We start from the raw sequence: 20,863 nt of genomic DNA, 5'->3' as shown, positions 1-20,863 counted from the left end.
AAAGTGAGTCTTAAACTTATTGAAAAACATCGCTCTTTCGGTGGAGAACAATGTAAGTACAGCCATTATTCAGAAGTCTTACATTGTGATATGACATTTAGTATCTACTTGCCGTCAAATAAAGAAATGAAAAAGATCCCTCTTATTTGGTGGCTATCTGGTTTAACTTGCACAGATGATAATTTTAGTCAAAAAAGCGGATTTCAGAGATTGGCTGAAAAATATCAAGTGGCAGTCATAATTCCAGATACTTCACCACGTGGAGAAAATGTTGCTGATGATGAAGCGTGGGATCTTGGACAAGGTGCAGGTTTTTATTTAAATGCCACACAAGATCCATGGGCAAAGCACTATAACATGTATACGTATATAGTAGATGAATTAACAGCCATTGCGTCCACTTTAGTACCTCATTTTTCAGGAGCAGAAAGTATAATGGGTCACTCCATGGGAGGTCATGGTGCTTTAGTGATTGGTATGAAAAATACTGCCAGATTCAAAGCGATTTCTGCCTTTTCTCCTATTTCAAGTCCGAGTCAAGTCCCATGGGGAATAAAAGCTTTCTCAACTTATTTAGGTGAAGATAAAGCTTCTTGGAAAGAATGGGATGCTTCAGAACTGGTCAAAGAAGCATGTCTTCCACCTATTCTCATTACGCAAGGAACTCAAGATGATTTTTATCCAAAACAATTAGATGAAACTTATTTTTTAAAGAATGCTCAGGAAAATAATGGAGTAGTTAACTACAATAAGGTTGAAGGATATGATCACAGCTATTTCTTTATTGCTACTTTCTTAGAGGAACATTTCGCTTTTCATATGGAGTACTTAAGATAATTCTTTTGTACGAAAAATATCCACATTGTAATTGAATGTGGATATTTTTGGTAACTGCATGTTGTTGTATTTTAAAGTTTATTATCTAAAAATAAGAAATGGTTTGAAGAAGGGGTGAGCTAATTGGGGGTTATCGTTAAAACGGATTTTAAAAAAATGTTAGTCAATGACCGTGTTAAACGATACTTATTAAAAGCCCGTTATGGGATTGAAAAAGAAAGTAAACGAGTTGACTTATCAGGAAATTTAGCTAAAACAGATCATCCTAAAAGTATTTCGCTGCGAGATGATCATCCGTATATTCAGCGGGATTTTTCAGAATTACAGATGGAAATAATCACACCTGTTACTGAGACATTAGAGGAACTGTTTGATTACTTAGCAGCGATCCATGATGTTGCTTATCGTTCTATGGGTGAGAATGAAATGCTTTGGCCATTAAGCATGCCGCCACAGTTACCAGAAAAAGACGAAGATATTGTGATTGCGAAATTGAAAAGTGCTGAAAATGTTCGATATCGTCAATCTTTATCGAATTCTTATGGCCGTCGTAAACAAATGCTTTGTGGTGTTCATTTTAACTTTGAATTTGGCGATGAGTTCATTCAAGCGTTATTTAACGCACAATCGGAGATTAAAGATTATCAGCATTTTAAAACAGAGATTTATCTAAAAGCCACAAGAAACTATTTACACTATCGATGGTTCGTCACTTATTTTTATGGAGCTTCTCCTAGTAGTGAAAAGAATTTTTTTGAAGAAGATTCGTTGAATGAGGCAGTAAGAAGCATTAGAAGCAGTAAATATGGTTATACGAATTCGGATGATGTTCAAGTGTCATATAGCAGCATACAGAATTATGTATCAGATCTTTCTTTGATGGTTAAAAGAGGGCTTCTATCAGCAGAAAGAGAATTTTATTCACCTGTCCGTTTAAGAGGTGGACATCATGTTTCAGATCTAGAGGATCACGGTATTAGTTATATTGAATTGCGAAATATAGATTTAAATCCTTTTGAAAATTATGGAATTAGCTATGAACAAGCAGAATTTCTCCATCTTTTCTTACTTTATTTACTATGGAAAGATGAAGGGGAAAATTGTGATGAGTGGGTAAAAATGGGCAACTTTTACAATGATATCGTGGCTCTTGAGCATCCATTAGAGCCTACACAATTTGAAATAGAAGCTGAAAATATGATTGATGAGATGGAACAGTTAGCAGCAATTTTAAATTTGACGATTTCAGATACGTTATTTGTTCATCTGAGAGAAATGCTAATGGACCCAAGCAAGACTTTAGCTGGAAGACTATATAAAGAAAGTGAAAAAAGCAGTCAAGGTCAATTGGCTACGTCGATTGCTAAAGAAAATTATAAAAAATCATGGGATAAGCCATATCAATTAGCAGGATTTACGGACATGGAGTTGTCCACTCAGATTTTAATGTTTGATGCGATTCAACAAGGAATCCAAGTAGAAATCTTGGATCGACAAGATCAATTTTTGAAGCTGAAATTAAAAGATCATGTTGAATATGTGAAAAATGGGAATATGACAAGTAAAGATAATTATGTATCCACTTTAATTATGGAAAATAAAACAGTAACAAAGAAAATTCTTCAGCAACATGGATTCCGTGTGCCAAAAGGTGAGGAATTTCAGACGATTGAACAGGCTTTACGTTCCTATGATCTCTTTTCCACCAAACCTTTTGTTGTGAAGCCGAAAACAACAAACTATGGATTAGGAATATCGATCTTCAAAGAAGGCGCCAATTACGAAGATTATCAAAAAGCCATTACACTAGCATTTAAAGAAGCCCCTTCTATATTAGTAGAAGAATTTCTTAATGGAACAGAATACCGATTTTTTGTATTAAATGATCGAGTTTATGCTGTTTTATTAAGAGTTCCTGCGAATGTTAAAGGTGATGGTAAACATACAATCGAAGAGTTAGTCATGCAAAAGAATCGTGACCCGTTAAGAGGAAGAGACCATAGGACACCTTTAGAAAGTATACAATTAGGTGAATTGGAGAATCTTATGCTTAAAGCTCAAGGATATCGAACGGATTCAATTCCAGAGAATGATGAAATCATCTATTTGCGTGAAAACTCTAATATTAGTACAGGTGGAGACTCGATTGATGTGACAGATCAAATTCCTGATGATTATAAAAAAATAGCAGTGGATGCGGTATCCGCACTTGGAGTTAAAATTTGTGGTATCGATTTGATTATTGAAAATACCGAAGTTCCTGCTGCTAATAAAAATGCTTACGGAATTATTGAAGCGAACTTTAATCCATCCATGTATATGCATATCTATCCATATAAAGGAGAGTCTCGACGTTTAACTATGCATATCATACATTATTTATTCCCTGAACTATTGCAAAGTCAGTCAAATTAGGGGGACCACTAGCAAAATGTGGATTTACAATGTTAAGCTGTTGAGTAACAATAAAGTTATTTAATGTTCAAATCTCAAATATGCATAACCCCGTTCTGAGTAAGGTCGGGGTTAAAATAATATTGTTTAAATACTGTGTATCATACTTTCTGACACTTAAAAATATAACAATGAAATCGTTTAAATATATATTACTTCACAATAAGCGATTCTTTTAGAAAGAATTTATATTTTTACGTTTCAGTCTCTTAATATTTTGATTGAGATTAATTTTTGTGTTTTACATCAATTTTTGATAAGGTTCGACATTCAAACATGTAAGCATAATTTATTTGAGCATTTACACATTGTTGTATAATAATGACATTAGAGAAAGGAGATTGAGCGATGATTGCTACTTATGAAGAAAATGTAGCTAGTTTTGATAAAATTGATTCCGAAAAAGCACAAAAATTGGTAAAAGGGGAAGGCGAAGCTGTTATCTATATTGGTAAGGCTGTATGTCCTTATTGTCAAAAATTCATTAAAAAACTAAAAAAAGTTGCTGAAGAAACTGATACTCATATCTATTATGTCAATAGTGTGGAAAAATCTGATATGGAAGGTATTACGGCCTTCCGTAATGAATACGACATTCCAACGGTTCCTGGTTTCATCTTTACTAATGGTGACACAGTAAACGTGAAATGCGATTCATCCATGACAGAAGAAGAAATCAAAGCTTTTATGAATAAATAATTCAATTGCAAAGCGACAAGTGTCTGGCACTTGTCGCTATCAGCTTAGGAGGCACTGTTGATTTTCAGATTCCGGTATGTAGAAACTGTTTATAAATTCTGTTAAAAGGGTAATTTCGATACTTTAACCGGGTATTAAGTGTAAAAGTCCCTAATATTTTCCCGTAAAATGCTTTAGACTTCTATATTTTAGTCTTTTCTTGTCCCTCTTTTTCTATTTAGTAAAGTAAGGATAATAAAACAACAAATTACGTTATTTTTTATTTGAAAGTATAAATAGCCTGAGGGATTTATGAAGAAGAAAAAATAATTATTAGTAGTATTATCATTTTTTAATAGGCATTGGCTATGCTTTATTTGAAATATCAAATTCACCAATGTTTTAGTCTTTTGGAGGTCTTGTAGGAAAAGTTGAGACTACAGAAAAGTGTTGCATTACCCAAGATAGGATAGTATATTTCATTTAATAATCTAGTTTTTCTGTAAATGTATTGACAAAAAATAGAAAAGGTATATATAATTTAAAAAACTGACTAATCAGTTAGTTTGGCTGAAAGGCTCCAATTCACAGCAAAGAGGGAATAAAATGAGCGAAACACAGACAGAGGAATACATCGTAGCAACTTCAGTAAAAAATCCGAAACGAGTTGAGAAGAGAAGAGCTGAAATTATCGATGCAGCTGTAAAGATTTTTTCAGAAAAAGGCTATCATGCAACAACGACAAAGGAAATAGCAGAAGCAGCAGGAATGAATGTTGGGACGATGTTTCAATATGTAAAAACCAAACAAGATATTTTGTATCTTGTGTGCTGCCATATTCATTCATTGATTGAAAAAGCTTTATATGCTGCTACTTCAGAGAACTCTACTCCGCTAGAAGCGATTAAGAAAGATATGACTGCTCTATTTGAGATTGTCGATCAAGTTTCGGATTATGTTGTCTTAATGTATCAGGAAACAGCATCTTTAGATAAAGAGGCAAGAAGGTCGTTCCTTCAAAGGGAGCAAAGGCTGCGCAATCATCTTGAGAAACAAATTCAAAGGGGAATCGATTCAGGCGTTTTTAAGATTTCACAGGAATCAGTATTTCTAATAGCAGATGATATTCTCGTTCAATCACAAATGTGGGCATTCAGAAGATGGTCATTAACAAACAAGTTCACCATAGAAAAATATATAGCGACCAGAAGTGAACTATTAGAAACTCTTTTAACATAAAGAGTTCTTTTATACACAAAAAACGACCAACTAGTCAGTTTTATTTTTAATAAAATCGAGAGGGGAATTTTAAATTATGAAACTAATGAATGGAATGGAGTATGTTGAGAGTTTAAGAGAGTATAATCCTGATATACAGGTGAAGGGGAAAAAGGTGACAAGTGTAGCGGATGAGCCATTATTTAAACCAGGAATTAACGCAGTAGCCGTAACATATGAACTAGCTCATATAGATAAACACAAAGATATCATGCTTGCAACGTTACCAGATGGTACGAAGATTAACCGTATGAATGCACTCGATTTCAGTACAGACGATTTATTAAAAAAGCTTGAAGCGACACGATTAATCTGTAAATGGACAGGGTGTGGGCAGCGTTATCTTATGCATGACGCCCTAGGTGCTTTAGCTGAAATTACAGCGATGATGGATGCTGAAAAGAAAACAGATTATTTTTCTGTATTAAAAGGTTATCTCCACCATGTTCAAAAATATGATTTAACCTGTGGAACGGCTGTTACAGATCCAAAAGGAGACCGTAGCAAACGACCTCACGAACAAGAGAATCCGGATTTATATGTACGTGTTGTTGAAAAAAATCATAAAGGTATTGTGGTGCGCGGGGCAAAAGCGAACATCACAGGAGCGCCATATATGCATGAATTTATCGTGCTTCCAACCCGTGCTATGAAAAAAGAAGATGTAGATTATGCCGTATCTTTTGCCGTACCTGTTGATGCGCCAGGTCTTCGAATGATTGCTAAACCAGCAGGAAGACCGGATGACGCAGAAGCGCCTTTTAGCTCAAATTACGGTCAATCAACCGCACTTATTATATTTAATGATGTATTCATTCCATGGGATAAAGTTTTCTTATGTGGTGAATGGGAATACACAGGTAAATTAGCGGAAGCCTTTGCAAATCACCATCGTCAATCCTGTATTGGAGCTCGCGCCGGGCTTGGAGATATGATTATTGGTGCCTCTGCCTTAATGTCAGAGTATAACGGTGCTCCTCATAATGAAGTCAGTCACATTCGTAGAAGCATGGGAGAACTCATTCGCATTACAGAAGGATTTTATGCAACAGGGGTAGCCGCAGCTGTTTATGGTCATAAAACGATGGCGGGAAATTATGTACCTGACTCAGTTCAATCCAATATCGGTAAATGGATGCTAGCTGAGCAAGTTTATGATATTTTCAGAATCGCACATGAGATTAGTGGTGGAATCGTAGTAACAGCACCAACAGCAGAGGATATGGCGTTACCAGAGTCGGGAGATTTAATTAACCGTTACTTAGGCGGTAAGCACGGTGTTACAGGAAATGAACGTATCCAAATGGCACGCTTTATTGAGGATTTAACGGCGTCTAAAGAAGGTGGCTTCTATTCTGTCATAAGTCTTCATGGCGGTGGTTCACCAGAGGCTATGCGTATGTCAACCGTTCGTAATTATGATTTTGAAAGTCAAAAAGAGCATATCCTTCATAAGCTGAAGTGTTTTGCGAAATTAGAAGGAACGTGTAAGGATTGTGTAACATGTGTCAATGACGAGCTCTGTGAACAGGAATGTTAGTCAGAAATCGTAATTGAGAGGCATTGACATACAAAGGGGAAAAACAGACAGTATTGTGCGGGTTGATGTGCAGGGGAAACTTGTGTATGTAAATAATGGTTAACTTACGCTTGTTTAATACTTATTTTAGGTAACTAAACTAATAAGGATGGTTCATCCTCAACTAATGGGACTTAAGTTAAACAACAAATGATAGAGAATGTCGTAAATTTCTAGTTCTTTATTTAGTTTCAATTAGAATACTATTTCTTGCGTGAATTGACCTAATATTTACGATTTTTTTGCACATCAAAACGTACTCCCTTTTTAGTTGAAGCATCCCTTTTTATATTTTCAGCAAGTTCTCGGCAATATGCCTGTTATCCATTTATCATGATTTTTATATACAACAGAAACCCCTTAATTAATTTAATTAATTAAGGGGTTTCTGTTGTATAAGCGTCCCAGATAGGAATCGAACCTACGACCTACAGCTTAGGAGGCTGTCGCTCTATCCTGCTGAGCTACTGGGACATATGAAGTGGTTAACGTAATTTATTATATTGCTAAGTTGAAAAATTATCAATAAAACAACGGCTTGGATTGTGAATATGGATTATAATAATGGAAATTAGATATCGAATAGGATGATTGAAGTGACATTTCGAGAGAGAAAGGAAAAACATAAGCGGAAGCGAGCAGCTAAAAAGAAATCGAACGAAAGCTCTTGGTGGGATATTTTAATGGAAGTGTTATTTTCTGTTCCAGAATTGCTTTTGTGGCCGTTCCGACTAGTGTGGTGGGGAATCCGAGGCTTGATTAAATGGATTTGGTAGATAGGTAAGGTTTCTTCTCTATGTAAGAAGATTCTTCATTCCAAAGAAAAAGAGACTGTTAAAACAGCCCCTTCATTTCAGTAACTGGAACAATTCTTCTTTGCTGCGGGGCATCGGTCCTTCATCCCGAAGAAGTTGCTTTTCCAGCAATTGTTGTGCCGTTTCAAATACCCACGGTTTTTCTAAATGAGCTTGATTCAGTAATGCTTCGTTATAAAAAACAGTTACAGGGTCACCGTGATACAAAATTTCACCATCGCTCATGACGATGATTTCATCTGCCCATTCATAAGCAAAGTGAACATCATGAGTGGAAAGAATAATCGTTTTATCCCCTTGATGAATATCGCGGAGAATGTGCATGATTTGCTTTGAATAATAGGCATCTAAGCCTGCGGAAGGTTCATCTAAAATGAAAACTTCCGGATTCATCGCCAATACCCCGGCAATAGCGACACGCTTTTTTTGTCCTAAGCTTAAAAAATGAATGGGACGATCTTGTAGCGCGGTCACTTCTGTCTGTTCCATCGCCCATTCTACTTGCTTGTGTACTTTTTCCTGTGACCAGTCTAAATTCATCGGTCCAAATGAAATGTCTTGTCGTACATTGCCAGAAAACAGCTGTGAATCAGGGTCCTGAAAGACAATACCTACTTGCTTTCTTAATGTCATCAAGAACTTTCGATTATATCGCACCTGTTCTCCCTTAAATAAAATGGAACCTGTTGTGGGCTGTAAGATTCCGTTTAAATGTTGAAATAAGGTTGATTTACCGGCTCCGTTGTTCCCTAATAGAGCAATTTTCTTTCCTTTTTTAATGGAGAGAGAAAGGTTTTTTAACGCTGTTGTGCCATCGACATAGCGATGGGTGAGCTGGTCGATTTTAAAAAAAAGCTCGTCCATTATAAAGTCCCTCCAAATAATAGATAGACTGCCACGATACTAGCGATAATGATTGTGATAATTATCCAATTTACAGCTGAGTACTGATAGTTGTCGTCTATATACATAATGTCCTCTGTGTATCCACGTGAATCCATTGCGATTGTTAGCTCTTTCGCTCGTTTAAAGACGTTAATAAACAAAGAAGAAATTAACAACCCAAGCGAATGCAGCCATTTTTTCATTGTCATATAGCCAAGTCTAGAATTTTGGGCTTGATAAATGTGTAATGCCGTTTCTAAAAAAACAAAAATAAAGCGATACGTAATTTCTATTATTTCAATGAGTAATTGCGGTACCTTCAGTTTACGCAGCACTTGAAGAATCGCATTAACGGGTGTTGTTAACGTTAAAAAGTATAAACAGCTTATACTGCTCAATACAACAAGAATGAGCTTTGTTGCTATTTTAATATTATTTTCCGTTATAAATAATTTCCAGTAGCCAAATTCTACAGACCATAGTACATGAGGTGTTGTTGTTTTGATACTAGCAAAGGAAATAACAATTGTTAATATTCCTGATAAAAGGAAGAACCCTGGAAGAAGCAGCAATTTAATATAATAACGAAGCGGAATTTTTGCTCCCAAAATGATAAAAGCACTCATCACAGCGAAGGTGATGAGTGAAACAATCGTGTCTTTGACAGTTAAAGCAAACAGGAGAAGAAATAGCGCGAATGTCATCTTCTCTACTGGGTGAATATGCTTTAGACGATTGAAATAGGCATATTTATCGATTAGCAACATGTTTAGATGGGCTTTCTTCTTTTTTTGATTTATGTTTTCCTCTTGCATACCCTATAAAGTAGCCGATGAATCCAGCTCCAATTGCTGCTTGAAGAACGAATAACAAGCTTTCAATTTCCCCACTTGGAGGCTCCCAGATGTTAGAGAACCAAGGTTCATAGCTGGAATTGATTTCGCCGATGGCTTCTTCTGCTTCGCCATCAGCTCCACCAAACTCAGCTCCTTTTTGAATAAACAGAGGGAAAATCGCTAGGATGACTACTAATCCGAGCAGTAATAGATTTTTTTTCATCTTAACGGGCCTCCTTCGTTAGAACGCGCAGTGCTTTCAATTCGCTTACGTTATATTTTTTTAAGAAGTTCATAACAATAACAGTTAATAGCCCTTCGCTGATTGCTAATGGAATTTGTGTTAACGCAAAGATTCCAGCGAATTTCGTGAAAGAAGCCATGAAACCGCCAACTTCAGAAGGGAATGCTAAAGCAAGTTGAACAGACGTCATGACGTATGTTCCTAAATCGCCAAGTGCTGCTGCTAAGAAAACAGCCACGGAAAAAGACCAGCCAGCTTTTGTTGCACCTTTATATACAAGATAGGCGATAATCGGTCCAACAATAGCCATGGAAAAAGCGTTCGCTCCAAGCGTTGTTAATCCTCCATGAGCAAGTAATAAAGCTTGAAATAATAAGACGATTGATCCGACGATACTCATTGCAAATGGTCCAAACAGCACCGTACCTAAGCCAACTCCAGTAGGGTGAGAACAGCTTCCGGTAACGGATGGAATTTTCAGTGCGGATAGAACAAAGGCAAAAGCCCCTGACAAACCAAGCATCATTTTTGTTTCAGGGTTTTCTTTGATGCTTTTACGAATAGAACGGAAACCAAGAATTAAAAATGGGAGGGTAACCGCCCACCAGAAGATTGCCCACTCAATAGGGAGGAATCCCTCCATAATATGCATAGCGGAGGCTTTATTAGGAACGAAAAGCAATACTGCGATAAAATAAAGAACTTTCCAATTCAATGTTTTCATACATGTCTCCTTTTTAATCTTTGTTATTTTAGAAAAACAATCGGCAGCGTTTTACGTACTTTTTTGCCGCTGCCATCACCTCCTCATTTGTTATCCCTGAAGAACGTGAGAGTGTGTCTGAGCTTTGTAAAATTATGTACAAAACAAAAAGCACTTCTTTCATCCTTGAAAGAAGTGCATAACTGAATAGTAGCAGGACTGTGATTAAAAAACACTGACTAGCTATATATCCGTATCCCCATCCTCGTAGGTTGAAACAGTTTTACCCTTTATGGCAGGTCTCCTGGCTCTGGATCACGACATCATTACAACCTTCCCATCTTAGAGTAGACAGTGGTTCTTACATAAGTAATGATGCTCCCCATTACAGTGGCGGGACCGCGCCGGACTTACACCGACTTCCCTTTTAAGCCAAATATTAAAATTTAGCACCGTAAAGTTTATAAAATTTTAAGATTTCTAGCATAGTGTACCATGAGAAAATCACTTCTTCTATAAAAAATTTTTTTAAATGATTTTATTTCAAAAACAAAATATAGAAAAATATTGATTTTTTTAGAAAAAATGGAACAAAAAGCGGAAAATCTTTGCTGAACTATTTTCCCTGTACACGTTAGATTTATATGTAAGTTGTAATTATCTATTTAAAATTTTAAAAAGATGGTATATGATAGATACAGTTTTATGAATTGAGAGAATATTGTTATAAAACAATTGAATATAAATTTAAAAGTGCCCGAAGTGTCATGCTAGGGATAATAGGGAAATCGGTGAGAATCCGATGCAGCCCCCGCTACTGTAACGCTGATGAAATTGTCAATACCACTGGTGCAAACTGGGAAGGGACAAGAGTAAAGAGAAGCGTAAGCCAGGAAACCTGCTTTTAAGCGAAAAAGTAATACTTTTCGGAGGGAAGGGTAGAGGCTGTCAAATATATGGAGCGGCATGTTTATGCTAATGCATGTTATTTTTTAGCTTTTTAAAAACCTTAACTCAAGAGAGTTAAGGTTTTTTTTATTCTCTTCTGCCTAATAGGAGGAAACATATGACAACTTGGAATTTAAAAGGTACAAAGTCTCATCTGCTGATCTGTAACGGAAGTAGTTGTATGAGAAAAGGTGGCGAAGAAGTGACACAAGCCGTTCGTGATGAAATTAGTTTACTAGGATTGGATGAAGAGATTCATACGACACGAACTCGTTGCAATGGACGATGCAAAGATGCTTGTATCGTCATTGCTTATCCAGAGGGTAATTGGTATCGAGTTGATTCCCCTGAAATTGGCCGCCAAATTGTTAGGGATATGCATGAATCAAGCCTTGAAACGCACAAAGTATATCAATTTGTGAACGGAGAAATGTCACCTAATCCAGCAGCTGCTGCTATCGTAGGGGTTTCAAAGAAAAAATAGAATGATGTTGCAAATTGTATGAAAGGGGATGTTTTGTATGGCACAAAAAGGGAAACTGTTTGTTGTTGGATTTGGTCCAGGGGACTTTAAACATATTACAACGCGAGCTGTGGAAGCACTTCAGGAAAGTGATTTTATCATCGGTTACAAAACATATGTGGAATTGATTCAAGATTTATTAACCGATCAAGCGATTATTAGTACAGGAATGACAGAAGAAGTATCGCGTGCACAAGAAGCGGTAAAACAAGCGGAAAACGGCAAGAAAGTAGCCGTTATTTCAAGCGGTGATGCAGGGGTTTATGGAATGGCAGGCCTTGTGTATGAGGTCTTGATTGAAAAGGGATGGAAAGAATCAACAGGTGTTGAAATTGAAATTATTCCTGGGATTTCAGCGATTAATTCCTGTGCATCATTACTTGGGGCACCTGTTATGCATGACTCTTGTACGATTAGTTTGAGTGACCACTTAACACCGTGGGAGCTGATTGCGAAACGAGTTGAAGCAGCGGCACAGGCTGATTTTGTTATTGCGCTTTATAATCCACGCAGTGGTCGTCGAACAAGACAAATTGTTGAAACACAGCGAATTTTACTGAAATATCGTTCGCCGGATACGCCGGTAGGGCTAGTGAAAAGTGCGTATCGCGAGCGTCAGGAGATTACCATTACGAATTTAGCTGAAATGTTGAATCATGATATTGGAATGCTGACAACCGTTGTAATCGGGAATTCATCGACATTCTTATATGACAATAAAATCATTACGCCTCGCGGCTATCAAAGAAAGTATACATTGGGTTCAGAAAAGCAGCCGTTAAAGCCGCATCAACGCTTGAAAAAAGAAGCAGAGCCATGGGCGATGGATCAAGAAACAGGACTCACGCAAGGCTCTTACGGAGAAGCCGCTGTTGGGTTGCTGACGAAAGCGCCTGAGAAGAAGAGTACGAGCACTTCTTACGAGGTAGCGTTGGAAGCTTTATCGAGAGTATCTGGTCAAAGTGTGGTTAAGCCAACAACTTCATCGTTCGTTCAACAAAACATAGAATCCATATTTGAACTAGCGGTTAGCCCGGGTGTTGCGAATAAGCAATTTACACCGCAGCAAATGATGACACTAGCACAAGTTGTTGGTGAAAAAGGAACGATGGAATATACGCCGAATCATAAAATCGTATTAAAAATCCCGACGACTGAACCAGATTTAATTACAGAGAAACTGCAATCCGTTGGCTTTTTACTGTCTCCAATTGGCGATGTTGTGACGTTAAAAGCGTGTGATTTTTGTGATGGAGAAAAAGAAGAACCAATTCCTTATGCGGATGAATTGCAGCGTGTACTTGGTGGAATGGAGATGCCGAAAGAATTAAACATTGGGTTTAATGGATGCGGGATGGCCTGTTATAGTGCGGTCATGGATGATATCGGAATCGTCTTCCGCAGAGGGAAATTTGACTTATTTGTAGGCGCCAAACCAGTTGGACGAACAGCTCATCCAGGTCAACCCGTTGCGGAGGGAATTGAGCCAGATCGCCTTGTTGAATTAATTACAAATATTGTGGAAGAGTACAAGCAGAACGCACATCCTAATGAACGATTATTTAAATACTTCAAGCGTGCGAAAAAGATTCAAGGTTTTCAATATCAAGACATTGCACCAAAGATTCACATAGAGCCAGCACCATGTGAGGATTAATGAATAGGGGGAAATAGTGAATGAAAGCAGTATTGTTTGTTGGACATGGAAGCCGATTAGAGGCTGGAAATGAAGAGGTTCGTATTTTTGTAGACAAGATGATTCCAACAATGGATGAAGGCTTAATCATTGAAACATGTTTCCTGGAATTCGCATCACCTAATATTTCACAAGGGATCGACAATTGTGTGAAAAGAGGAGCGACAGAAGTTGCTGTTATTCCAATTATTTTGCTACATGCGGGTCACTCGAAGCTGCATATCCCTGCGGAAATTGAGGATGGAAAGACTAAGTATCCAGAAGTGAAATTTATATATGGACAAACGATTGATGTTCATCCAGCAGCATTAGAGATCTTAACCGATCGTTTGGAAGGCATCGGCTTTGATACAAATGCGGAACATCATGACACAGCTGTTTTATTAATTGGCCGCGGTGGCAGTGATGCCGATGCGAATAGTGATTTTTATAAAATTACTCGTTTGCTTTGGGAGAAATTGAATGTGAAATGGGTAGAAAGTGCTTTCATGGGTGTTACGACACCACTTGTCGATGAAGGGATTGAACGCTGTATCAAGCTTGGTGCCAAAAAAGTGGTTATGCTGCCATACTTCTTGTTTACAGGTATCTTAATGGAGCGAATGGCGAAGATGCTAGAAGGCTACCAGGAGCAGTATCCAAATCATGAGTTTGTGTTAGCGGATTACTTTGGTTATCATCCGAAGCTTCAAACCATTTTAAAAGAGCGTGTAGCAGAAGCGTTAGAAGGAACATCAAGAGGAACTCAAGATTTAGAAAACTATCGTTTGTATGTCGAGGAGCATGGTGACGCGCATCATCATCACCACCATCATCACCACCACCATCATGACCACGATCACGACCATGACCATGTACACGAGGTGGAGGCATCAAAATGATTTTGTTCTTGGCGGGCACAAGTGATGCAAGAGAATTAGCGATTGAGATACAGAATGCTGGTTTTCCGGTTCTAGCAACAGTCGTGACAGAATCAGCCGCGAAAAGTTTGCAAGATGCAGGGATTGATACGCAAATCGGGCGGCTAACAGCAGCAGATATGGCGGTATTAATTGCTGAAAAAGGATTTCAAGCGGTCGTGGATGCAAGTCACCCATTTGCAGAAGAGGCCTCGAAGAATGCGCTTCAAGGAGCAAAAGAAGCGAATGTTCCTTACATTCGTTATGAACGAGAAAGCCAACGATTCCATGATGACAAATTAACGGTTGTTAGCGATTATGCTGAGGCGGCTAAGCTTGCTGCAAAGAAGCGAGGCGTTATCATGCTGACAACGGGTAGTAAGACATTAGAGATTTTTGCAAAAGAATTAATAGGTTTAGAGAATACTAGATTAATTGCGAGAATGCTGCCGCGTATCGATAATATGGAAAAATGCGCAGAGTTAGGTGTCGAGCAAAAAAATATTGTTGCGATACAAGGGCCATTTTCAAAGGAGTTAAATAAAGCACTATATAACCAATACGGTGTCACATTAATGATTACGAAAGAAAGCGGAAAAGTTGGCTCGGTCGATGAGAAGCTGGAAGCCGCTTTGGAGTGCGGTATTGAAACGATTATGATTGCTCGTCCAAATGTGAATTATCAAAATGTGTATTCGAACTTTGAAGATGTGATTAACAATTTGAATAAACAATTAGGGGGAAAATACAATGGATTTTAAAACAGATTTCAAACCGTTAACAGTTGATCCTGACAAAATTTATGATTATAGCTTTGCGATTATCGCAGAAGAAATGGGACCGCATAATTTCTCAGAAGACGAGTGGAAAATTGTCCGCCGTATTATTCACGCATCAGCAGACTTCGAATTAGGAAGAAGCGTTATTATTCATCCTGATGCGATTCGTGCGGGAATCGAAGCGATTCGCAAAGGACGTCATGTTATTGCGGACGTACAAATGATTGAAAGCGGTACAGGGAAAAAACGTTTTCAAAAGTATGGCGGAGACCTGCATTGCTATATTGCAGATGAAGATGTCACCATTGAAGCAAAAAAACAAAATACAACACGTGCGATTATTTCGATGCAAAAAGCAGTACGTGAAAATGAAGGCGGTATTTATGCCATCGGGAATGCGCCGACTGCTTTATTAGAACTCATTCGTTTAATCAAAGAAGGAATTGCAAAGCCTGATTTAATTATTGGAATGCCTGTAGGTTTCGTTTCTGCTGCTGAATCAAAAGAGGAGCTAGCTAAAATTACTGAAGTTCCTTTCATTACGAACGTTGGTCGAAAAGGCGGAAGTACGGTTACAGTTGCAGCCTTGAATGCGATTTCTCTTTTAGCTGATCAGGTATAATCATGCAAAAGAAAGCGAAAAAAGACCCGTCGGAAATGAGACATGGCTATACGACAGGAGCTTGTTCAACGGCAGTAACGAAAGCAGCATTAACCGCTTTAATTACTGGTGAGGCACAGGAAACTGCAACGATTCATTTACCTATTGGGCGTGATGCGACTTTCACAATAGAAAAATGTGAAATGGGCAAAGACTCCGTGAGTTGTGAAACGATTAAAGATGCAGGCGATGATCCAGATGCGACTCATCAAGCGTTAATTGTTTCAACCGTGAGCTGGACGGATACACCAGGCATCGTTTTGGACGGAGGAATCGGAGTTGGTCGGGTGACAAAGCCCGGTCTTCCGGTTCCAGTCGGTGAAGCGGCAATTAATCCAGTGCCGCGCAAAATGATTTTAACGACTGTAGAGCAGACGTTAGAAGAGTTTCAGGTTAATAGAGGTGTAAAAGTTGTAATTTCTGTTCCGGCCGGTGAAGAAATTGCGAAGAAAACATTAAATGGCCGACTAGGAATTATCGGTGGCATCTCGATTTTAGGGACAAGAGGCACCGTAGTTCCTTTTTCTAGTTCTGCCTATATGGCGAGTATTGTTCAAGCCATTAGTGTGGCCAAAATGGCAGGCTGTGAGCATCTCGTCTTAACGACAGGCGGACGCAGTGAGAAATACGCGATGGGGCTGCTATCTGAGTTACCAGAGGAAGCTTTCATTGAAATGGGTGACTTTGTCGGCTTCTCTCTAAAGCAATGTAAAAAGCAAGGAATTAAGAAGGTCACGCTCGTTGGGATGATGGGAAAATTCTCAAAAGTTGCGCAAGGCGTGATGATGGTTCACTCAAAAAGTGCTCCGATTAATTTTGAATTCCTTTCGGAGCTGGCACGTGATATTGGGGCTAGCGAAGAGCTTGTGGCAGAAGTAGCAAGTGCGAATACTGCTTCTCAAGTCGGTGAGCTGATGGCTGAGACAGGTCATGATGCCTTTTTTGATCATCTTTGTGAAGCGTGCTGCTACTCGTCATTACACCATATCAAAGGTGGAATAGAAATGGGAACGGCGATCTATTCGATGAAAGGACAATTACTAGGAAGGGCTGTTGGCATTGACTCAATCGATGAAATTAATTGGAATCGGGGATAACGGACAAGAAAGCTTGCTGCCGCAATATGCACAATGGATTGAAGAAAGCGAAGTGCTTGTTGGCGGTGAGAGAGTGCTCTCTTTCTTCCCGAATTATCAAGGAGAGAAAGTTGCTGTAAAAGGCGGATTAAAAGCGCTTGTAGAGAGATTGCAAGAAGAAACACGTCCAACAGTTGTATTAGCCTCAGGTGATCCGCTTTATTACGGAATTGGCGGTTATCTTTCAAGCAAAATAAATATAGAAGTATATCCATATGTAAGCTCTGTGCAACTTGCTTTTTCAAAAATGGGCGAAAGCTGGCAGGATGCTTATGTAACAAGTATTCATGGTCGGAGTATGAAAGGACTGGCACAGCGAATCGATGGCAAGGCAAAAGTGGCGTTGCTGACAGATGCTGAGAATAGTCCGAATCGTCTTGCCGAATATCTCCTTTCGTTCGGGATGAACGAGTATCGCGCATTTGTTGCCGAAAACCTGCAAGGGGAAAATGAAAAAGTAGGCTGGTATGAACTCCAAGACATGGTGAATCAAGAGTTTTCGCCATTAAATGTTGTGATTTTGAAAAAAACGGCGGATGGTCCAAGCTGGTCACTAGGTATTGATGATGAAGAGTTTTCACAACGGAAGCCGGACAAAGGGCTCATTACAAAAAAAGAAATTCGCGTATTAAGTTTATATGCGTTAAACCTCAAAAAGGATAGCGTTGTTTGGGATGTTGGAACATGTACTGGTTCAATGGCGATTGAAGCAGCAAGAATAGCTCCAGAAGGGCAAGTATTTGCTGTTGAAAAAAATGAACCGGATTTAGAAAATTGTTTGCAGAATCAACGCAAGTTTCGTACCGATTTAACAGCCATCCATGGAAAAGCACCGCAAGGGCTTGACAATTTTCCAGATCCGGATGCGATTTTTATTGGGGGAACGGGCGGCGAAATGGTCGACTTAATCCAAACATGCTGTCAGCGCTTGAAAGAAGGCGGAAGGATTGTTCTTAATGCTGCGACCATTGAGAATTTATATCGAGCGAATGAAGCTTTCGCACAAGCAGGCTTTCAAACATCCATTATGCATGCACAAATTTCCCGGAGCAAGCCAATCCTAGGCATGAATCGTTTTGTTCCACTGAATCCAATTTATATTATTACGGCACAAAGAAAGGAAGAAACGAATGAGTAATCTTGGCACATTATATGGTCTTGGCGTTGGTCCAGGAGATCCAGAATTAATTACAGTTAAAGCATTTCGCGTAATTCAAGAGTCACCAGTTATTGCTTACCCACGGAAACGTAAAGGCAGCAAAAGCTATGCACATCGAATTGTTGAAGTATATATTCGCCCTGAAGAAAAAGAAATGCTTGGCCTTGTTTTCCCAATGACGAAAGACCAAGCAATCTTAGATCGTGAATGGAATGCAACGGTTGAGAAGGTTTGGGAGAAGCTGCAGGAAGGGAAAGATGTAGCTTTTGTAACGGAAGGCGACCCGCTTTTATATAGTACGTTTATTCATATGATGAAATTAATGCAGGAATTGCACCCTGAAGTAGACATTAAAACCGTACCAGGCATTTCATCCTTTAACGGTTCTGCTTCAAGATTAGGAATTGCTTTAGCTGATGGCGATGATCATGTGGCAATTGTTCCAGCTCGTGATGATTATGAAGCGATGAAAAAAGCGCTTGAAGATCATGACGCGGTTGTGTTTATTAAAGTGGCGAAAGTAATAGATTTAATGATTACAGTTTTAAAAGATTTAGACCTTTTAGAGAAAGCTTCTGTTGTAACAAAGGTAACATCTGATGAAGAAGTGATTTGGAAGGTTAGCGAGTTAGAAGGCGCTGAGCTTGAATACTTAACATTAATGGTGGTGAGAAAATAATGAAGAAGATTTATATTGTAGGAGCAGGTCCGGGGGATCCAGATTTAATTACAGTAAAAGGCTTAAACATTCTTCAAACAGCAGATGTTGTTTTATATACGGATTCGTTAGTAAATGAAGAATTAATTGCCAAGGCAAAGCCAGAAGCAGAAGTATTAAAAACAGCTGGCATGCACCTAGAAGAAATCGTCGATGTAATGGTAGACCGTGTAAATGCGGGTAAAATGGTTGCTCGTATTCATACAGGCGATCCAGCTATGTATGGAGCGATTATGGAACAAATTGCACTTTTGAAGAAAGAAGAAATCGGATATGAAGTGATTCCAGGGGTGAGCTCGGTATTTGCTTCTGCTGCAGCAATTGGTGCGGAATTGACAATTCCTGATTTAACACAAACACTTATTTTGACAAGAGCAGAAGGACGTACGCCGGTTCCGGAGTTTGAGAAGCTAAAAGATCTAGCAAGTCACCATTGCACAATTGCACTTTTCTTAAGTGCTACGTTAACAAAGAAAATCGTTAAAGAACTTCAATCAGCTGGTTGGAAGGATGAAACACCAGTTGCTGTGATTCAACGTGCTTCATGGCCAGACCAAAAAATTGTTCGTACAACATTAGTGAATCTAGATGAAGATATGCGCAAAAATGGAATTCGTAAACATGCAATGATTTTAGCAGGATGGGCATTGGATCCAAATATTCACGAGAAAGATGAATATCGTTCAAAGCTATACGATGCGAGCTTTACACATGGATTCCGTAAAGGAATTAAATCATGATTATCGAATTGCAAGAAGGAATTCAACCGTCCGTTGTCCAAAAGAATTCTTATGCGATTGTAGCGATTACGAAGCACGGCGTCGAAATATCTCGTCGTTTACATACGATGTTTGCTAATTCAGATTTATATTATATGAGCAAATTTGAAAAGGGGGATGAGGAGCAGAAGCATATCCAGTTGTTTTCAGGCAGTGTACGGATGCTGCTCCCTACGCTTTTTAAACAATATAAAGGCATTATTATGATTATTTCCCTCGGTGCTGTTGTCAGAATGATTGCCCCGATTTTACAAGATAAAAAAACAGATCCAGCTGTTGTGGTCATTGATGATCGAGGAGAAAATGTTATTAGTGTTTTATCTGGTCATCTTGGCGGTGCTAATGAACTAACACGAGAAGTTGCTGCTACTTTAGATGCAAGAGCAATTATTACGACTGCTTCTGATGTGCAAAAAACGATTCCTGTTGATTTATTCGGCTCTCGCTTCGGATGGGTATGGGATTCGGCTGAAAAACTAACGCCTGTAAGCGCATCTGTTGTAAATGAAGAGCATGTTGCGATTGTCCAAGAATCAGGTGAGCGTAATTGGTGGATGCATGATGCCCCTATTCCAGAATCTATTATTAGCTACCCTTCTATTGCTGAGGCAATTGAAGCGAAACCGAAAGCTGCGTTAATCGTGACTCATCGTTTGTTAACGAAAGAAGAAGAAGTTATTTTAGAAAATGGGATTGTCTTTCGACCAAAAACAGTTGTAATTGGTATGGGGTGCAATCGTGGAACATCAGCAGAAGAAATTGAGCAAGTGATTGTGGATACGCTGGCAGAACTTCATATTTCTATTAAAAGCGTGAAGGCGCTTTGTACTATTGATTTGAAAAAAGATGAAGCGGGCTTATTGGAAGTTGTAGAGAAATATGGCTGGGAGTTTGTGTATTATCCGCCAGTTGAATTAAATACAGTGACGATTGAAGCACCGTCTGATACTGTATTTAAATATACAGGTGCTTATGGAGTGAGTGAACCAGCTGTTCGCTTATATTCAGGAGCAGAGCAATTAGAGCTTGTAAAGAAAAAGTCCGGCAATGTCACGATTTCTGTCGGGGTTATTCCTTTTTAAAAAAGGCTATGTTAATCCGTATTGTTGATGGAGATTTTTGACTTATTTCGTGTGAGACCAAGGTCTCACACGTCTTTCAGCTACAACAGAGTTATGTAATAAAGTCTAAAAATTAAGAAATGATAAACTTTCAAGGCGTTTTGTGTCTTATGTTTGTTGCGGATTATGGACACC

Annotated in this window: 20 protein-coding genes, 1 tRNA gene and 2 riboswitches; of the genes, 16 read left to right on the top strand and 5 right to left on the bottom strand. The window is 38.6% G+C overall.

Annotation, left to right across the window (positions count from 1 at the left end):
- The first annotated feature begins 3 nt into the window (after nt 1–3).
- The 5 genes from fghA (at nt 4) to D1953_RS06150 (ending at nt 6,787) form a co-directional block, all read left to right on the top strand.
- Nucleotides 4–837, top strand: a complete 834-nt coding sequence (gene fghA / locus D1953_RS06170; RefSeq protein WP_119116302.1) for an S-formylglutathione hydrolase — start codon at nt 4–6, stop codon at nt 835–837.
- A gap of 156 nt (nt 838–993) precedes the next feature.
- On the top strand, nt 994–3,252 hold the full coding sequence (gene gshAB, locus D1953_RS06165; RefSeq protein WP_119116301.1) for a bifunctional glutamate--cysteine ligase GshA/glutathione synthetase GshB: 2,259 nt from the start codon (nt 994–996) through the stop codon (nt 3,250–3,252).
- Between the two features lie 387 nt (nt 3,253–3,639).
- On the top strand, nt 3,640–3,990 hold the full coding sequence (locus D1953_RS06160; protein ID WP_119116288.1) for a DUF6568 family protein: 351 nt from the start codon (nt 3,640–3,642) through the stop codon (nt 3,988–3,990).
- A 585-nt stretch (nt 3,991–4,575) separates the two neighbouring features.
- Complete coding sequence (locus D1953_RS06155) at nt 4,576–5,208, top strand: TetR/AcrR family transcriptional regulator (protein ID WP_119116287.1); 633 nt, start codon at nt 4,576–4,578, stop codon at nt 5,206–5,208.
- A 76-nt stretch (nt 5,209–5,284) separates the two neighbouring features.
- On the top strand, nt 5,285–6,787 hold the full coding sequence (locus D1953_RS06150) for a 4-hydroxyphenylacetate 3-hydroxylase family protein (protein WP_119116286.1): 1,503 nt from the start codon (nt 5,285–5,287) through the stop codon (nt 6,785–6,787).
- Nucleotides 6,788–7,226: 439 nt separating this feature from the next.
- On the opposite strand, the gene D1953_RS06145 is transcribed toward D1953_RS06150, so the two are convergent.
- A tRNA-Arg gene (locus tag D1953_RS06145) sits at nt 7,227–7,300 on the bottom strand.
- Between the two features lie 122 nt (nt 7,301–7,422).
- Between D1953_RS06145 and D1953_RS06140 the strand changes: the two genes are divergently transcribed.
- The gene (locus D1953_RS06140; RefSeq protein ID WP_119116285.1) at nt 7,423–7,602 is read left to right on the top strand and encodes a hypothetical protein; all 180 of its coding nucleotides are present in this window, start codon (nt 7,423–7,425) and stop codon (nt 7,600–7,602) included.
- A gap of 72 nt (nt 7,603–7,674) precedes the next feature.
- On the opposite strand, the gene D1953_RS06135 is transcribed toward D1953_RS06140, so the two are convergent.
- The 4 genes from D1953_RS06135 to D1953_RS06120 are packed head-to-tail and all read right to left on the bottom strand — an operon-like array spanning nt 7,675 to nt 10,330.
- The gene (locus D1953_RS06135) at nt 7,675–8,505 is read right to left on the bottom strand and encodes an energy-coupling factor ABC transporter ATP-binding protein (RefSeq protein ID WP_119116284.1); all 831 of its coding nucleotides are present in this window, start codon (nt 8,503–8,505) and stop codon (nt 7,675–7,677) included.
- Complete coding sequence (gene cbiQ / locus D1953_RS06130; protein ID WP_119116283.1) at nt 8,505–9,293, bottom strand: cobalt ECF transporter T component CbiQ; 789 nt, start codon at nt 9,291–9,293, stop codon at nt 8,505–8,507. The genes D1953_RS06135 and cbiQ overlap by 1 nt, the downstream gene beginning before the upstream one ends.
- Nucleotides 9,277–9,585: an energy-coupling factor ABC transporter substrate-binding protein gene (locus D1953_RS06125; RefSeq protein WP_119116282.1), complete on the bottom strand. Its 309-nt coding sequence runs from the start codon at nt 9,583–9,585 to the stop codon at nt 9,277–9,279. The genes cbiQ and D1953_RS06125 overlap by 17 nt, the downstream gene beginning before the upstream one ends.
- Nucleotide 9,586: 1 nt before the next feature.
- Nucleotides 9,587–10,330 (bottom strand): energy-coupling factor ABC transporter permease, encoded by a 744-nt coding sequence (locus tag D1953_RS06120; protein WP_119116281.1) that lies wholly within the window; start codon nt 10,328–10,330, stop codon nt 9,587–9,589.
- A 256-nt stretch (nt 10,331–10,586) separates the two neighbouring features.
- Nucleotides 10,587–10,781: riboswitch (cobalamin riboswitch) on the bottom strand.
- A gap of 262 nt (nt 10,782–11,043) precedes the next feature.
- Nucleotides 11,044–11,229, top strand: a riboswitch (cobalamin riboswitch).
- Between the two features lie 146 nt (nt 11,230–11,375).
- Between D1953_RS06120 and D1953_RS06115 the strand changes: the two genes are divergently transcribed.
- From D1953_RS06115 to D1953_RS06070, 10 genes are read left to right on the top strand one after another with little or no spacing between them, the layout of a single operon-like run.
- Nucleotides 11,376–11,741 carry a (2Fe-2S) ferredoxin domain-containing protein gene (locus D1953_RS06115; RefSeq protein ID WP_119116280.1) on the top strand — a complete coding sequence of 122 codons (366 nt, stop codon included), beginning with the start codon at nt 11,376–11,378 and terminating at the stop codon, nt 11,739–11,741.
- 37 nt (nt 11,742–11,778) lie between these two features.
- A complete protein-coding gene (gene cobJ, locus D1953_RS06110; RefSeq protein ID WP_119116279.1) occupies nt 11,779–13,437 on the top strand; it encodes a precorrin-3B C(17)-methyltransferase in 1,659 nt (552 codons plus the stop codon).
- A 20-nt stretch (nt 13,438–13,457) separates the two neighbouring features.
- Nucleotides 13,458–14,357 carry a sirohydrochlorin chelatase gene (locus tag D1953_RS06105; RefSeq protein ID WP_119116278.1) on the top strand — a complete coding sequence of 300 codons (900 nt, stop codon included), beginning with the start codon at nt 13,458–13,460 and terminating at the stop codon, nt 14,355–14,357.
- Nucleotides 14,354–15,136, top strand: a complete 783-nt coding sequence (gene cobK / locus D1953_RS06100; RefSeq protein WP_119116277.1) for a precorrin-6A reductase — start codon at nt 14,354–14,356, stop codon at nt 15,134–15,136. The genes D1953_RS06105 and cobK overlap by 4 nt, the downstream gene beginning before the upstream one ends.
- The gene (locus D1953_RS06095; RefSeq protein ID WP_119116276.1) at nt 15,126–15,776 is read left to right on the top strand and encodes a precorrin-8X methylmutase; all 651 of its coding nucleotides are present in this window, start codon (nt 15,126–15,128) and stop codon (nt 15,774–15,776) included. Before cobK ends, D1953_RS06095 begins: the two co-directional genes overlap by 11 nt.
- Before the next feature lie 2 nt (nt 15,777–15,778).
- On the top strand, nt 15,779–16,912 hold the full coding sequence (locus D1953_RS06090; RefSeq protein ID WP_119116275.1) for a cobalt-precorrin-5B (C(1))-methyltransferase: 1,134 nt from the start codon (nt 15,779–15,781) through the stop codon (nt 16,910–16,912).
- Nucleotides 16,875–18,089, top strand: coding sequence for a precorrin-6y C5,15-methyltransferase (decarboxylating) subunit CbiE (cbiE, locus tag D1953_RS06085; protein ID WP_119116274.1), 1,215 nt, complete (start codon nt 16,875–16,877; stop codon nt 18,087–18,089). Before D1953_RS06090 ends, cbiE begins: the two co-directional genes overlap by 38 nt.
- The gene (cobI, locus tag D1953_RS06080) at nt 18,082–18,789 is read left to right on the top strand and encodes a precorrin-2 C(20)-methyltransferase (RefSeq protein WP_119116273.1); all 708 of its coding nucleotides are present in this window, start codon (nt 18,082–18,084) and stop codon (nt 18,787–18,789) included. The genes cbiE and cobI overlap by 8 nt, the downstream gene beginning before the upstream one ends.
- Nucleotides 18,789–19,568, top strand: a complete 780-nt coding sequence (gene cobM, locus D1953_RS06075; RefSeq protein ID WP_119116272.1) for a precorrin-4 C(11)-methyltransferase — start codon at nt 18,789–18,791, stop codon at nt 19,566–19,568. The genes cobI and cobM overlap by 1 nt, the downstream gene beginning before the upstream one ends.
- Nucleotides 19,565–20,689, top strand: a complete 1,125-nt coding sequence (locus tag D1953_RS06070) for a cobalt-precorrin 5A hydrolase (protein ID WP_182480518.1) — start codon at nt 19,565–19,567, stop codon at nt 20,687–20,689. Before cobM ends, D1953_RS06070 begins: the two co-directional genes overlap by 4 nt.
- Nucleotides 20,690–20,863: the final 174 nt, after the last annotated feature.

The organism is Peribacillus asahii, assembly GCF_003570725.1.
Taxonomy (GTDB): domain Bacteria; phylum Bacillota; class Bacilli; order Bacillales; family DSM-1321; genus Peribacillus; species Peribacillus asahii.
This window is presented reverse-complemented; position numbering and strand designations above follow the sequence as displayed.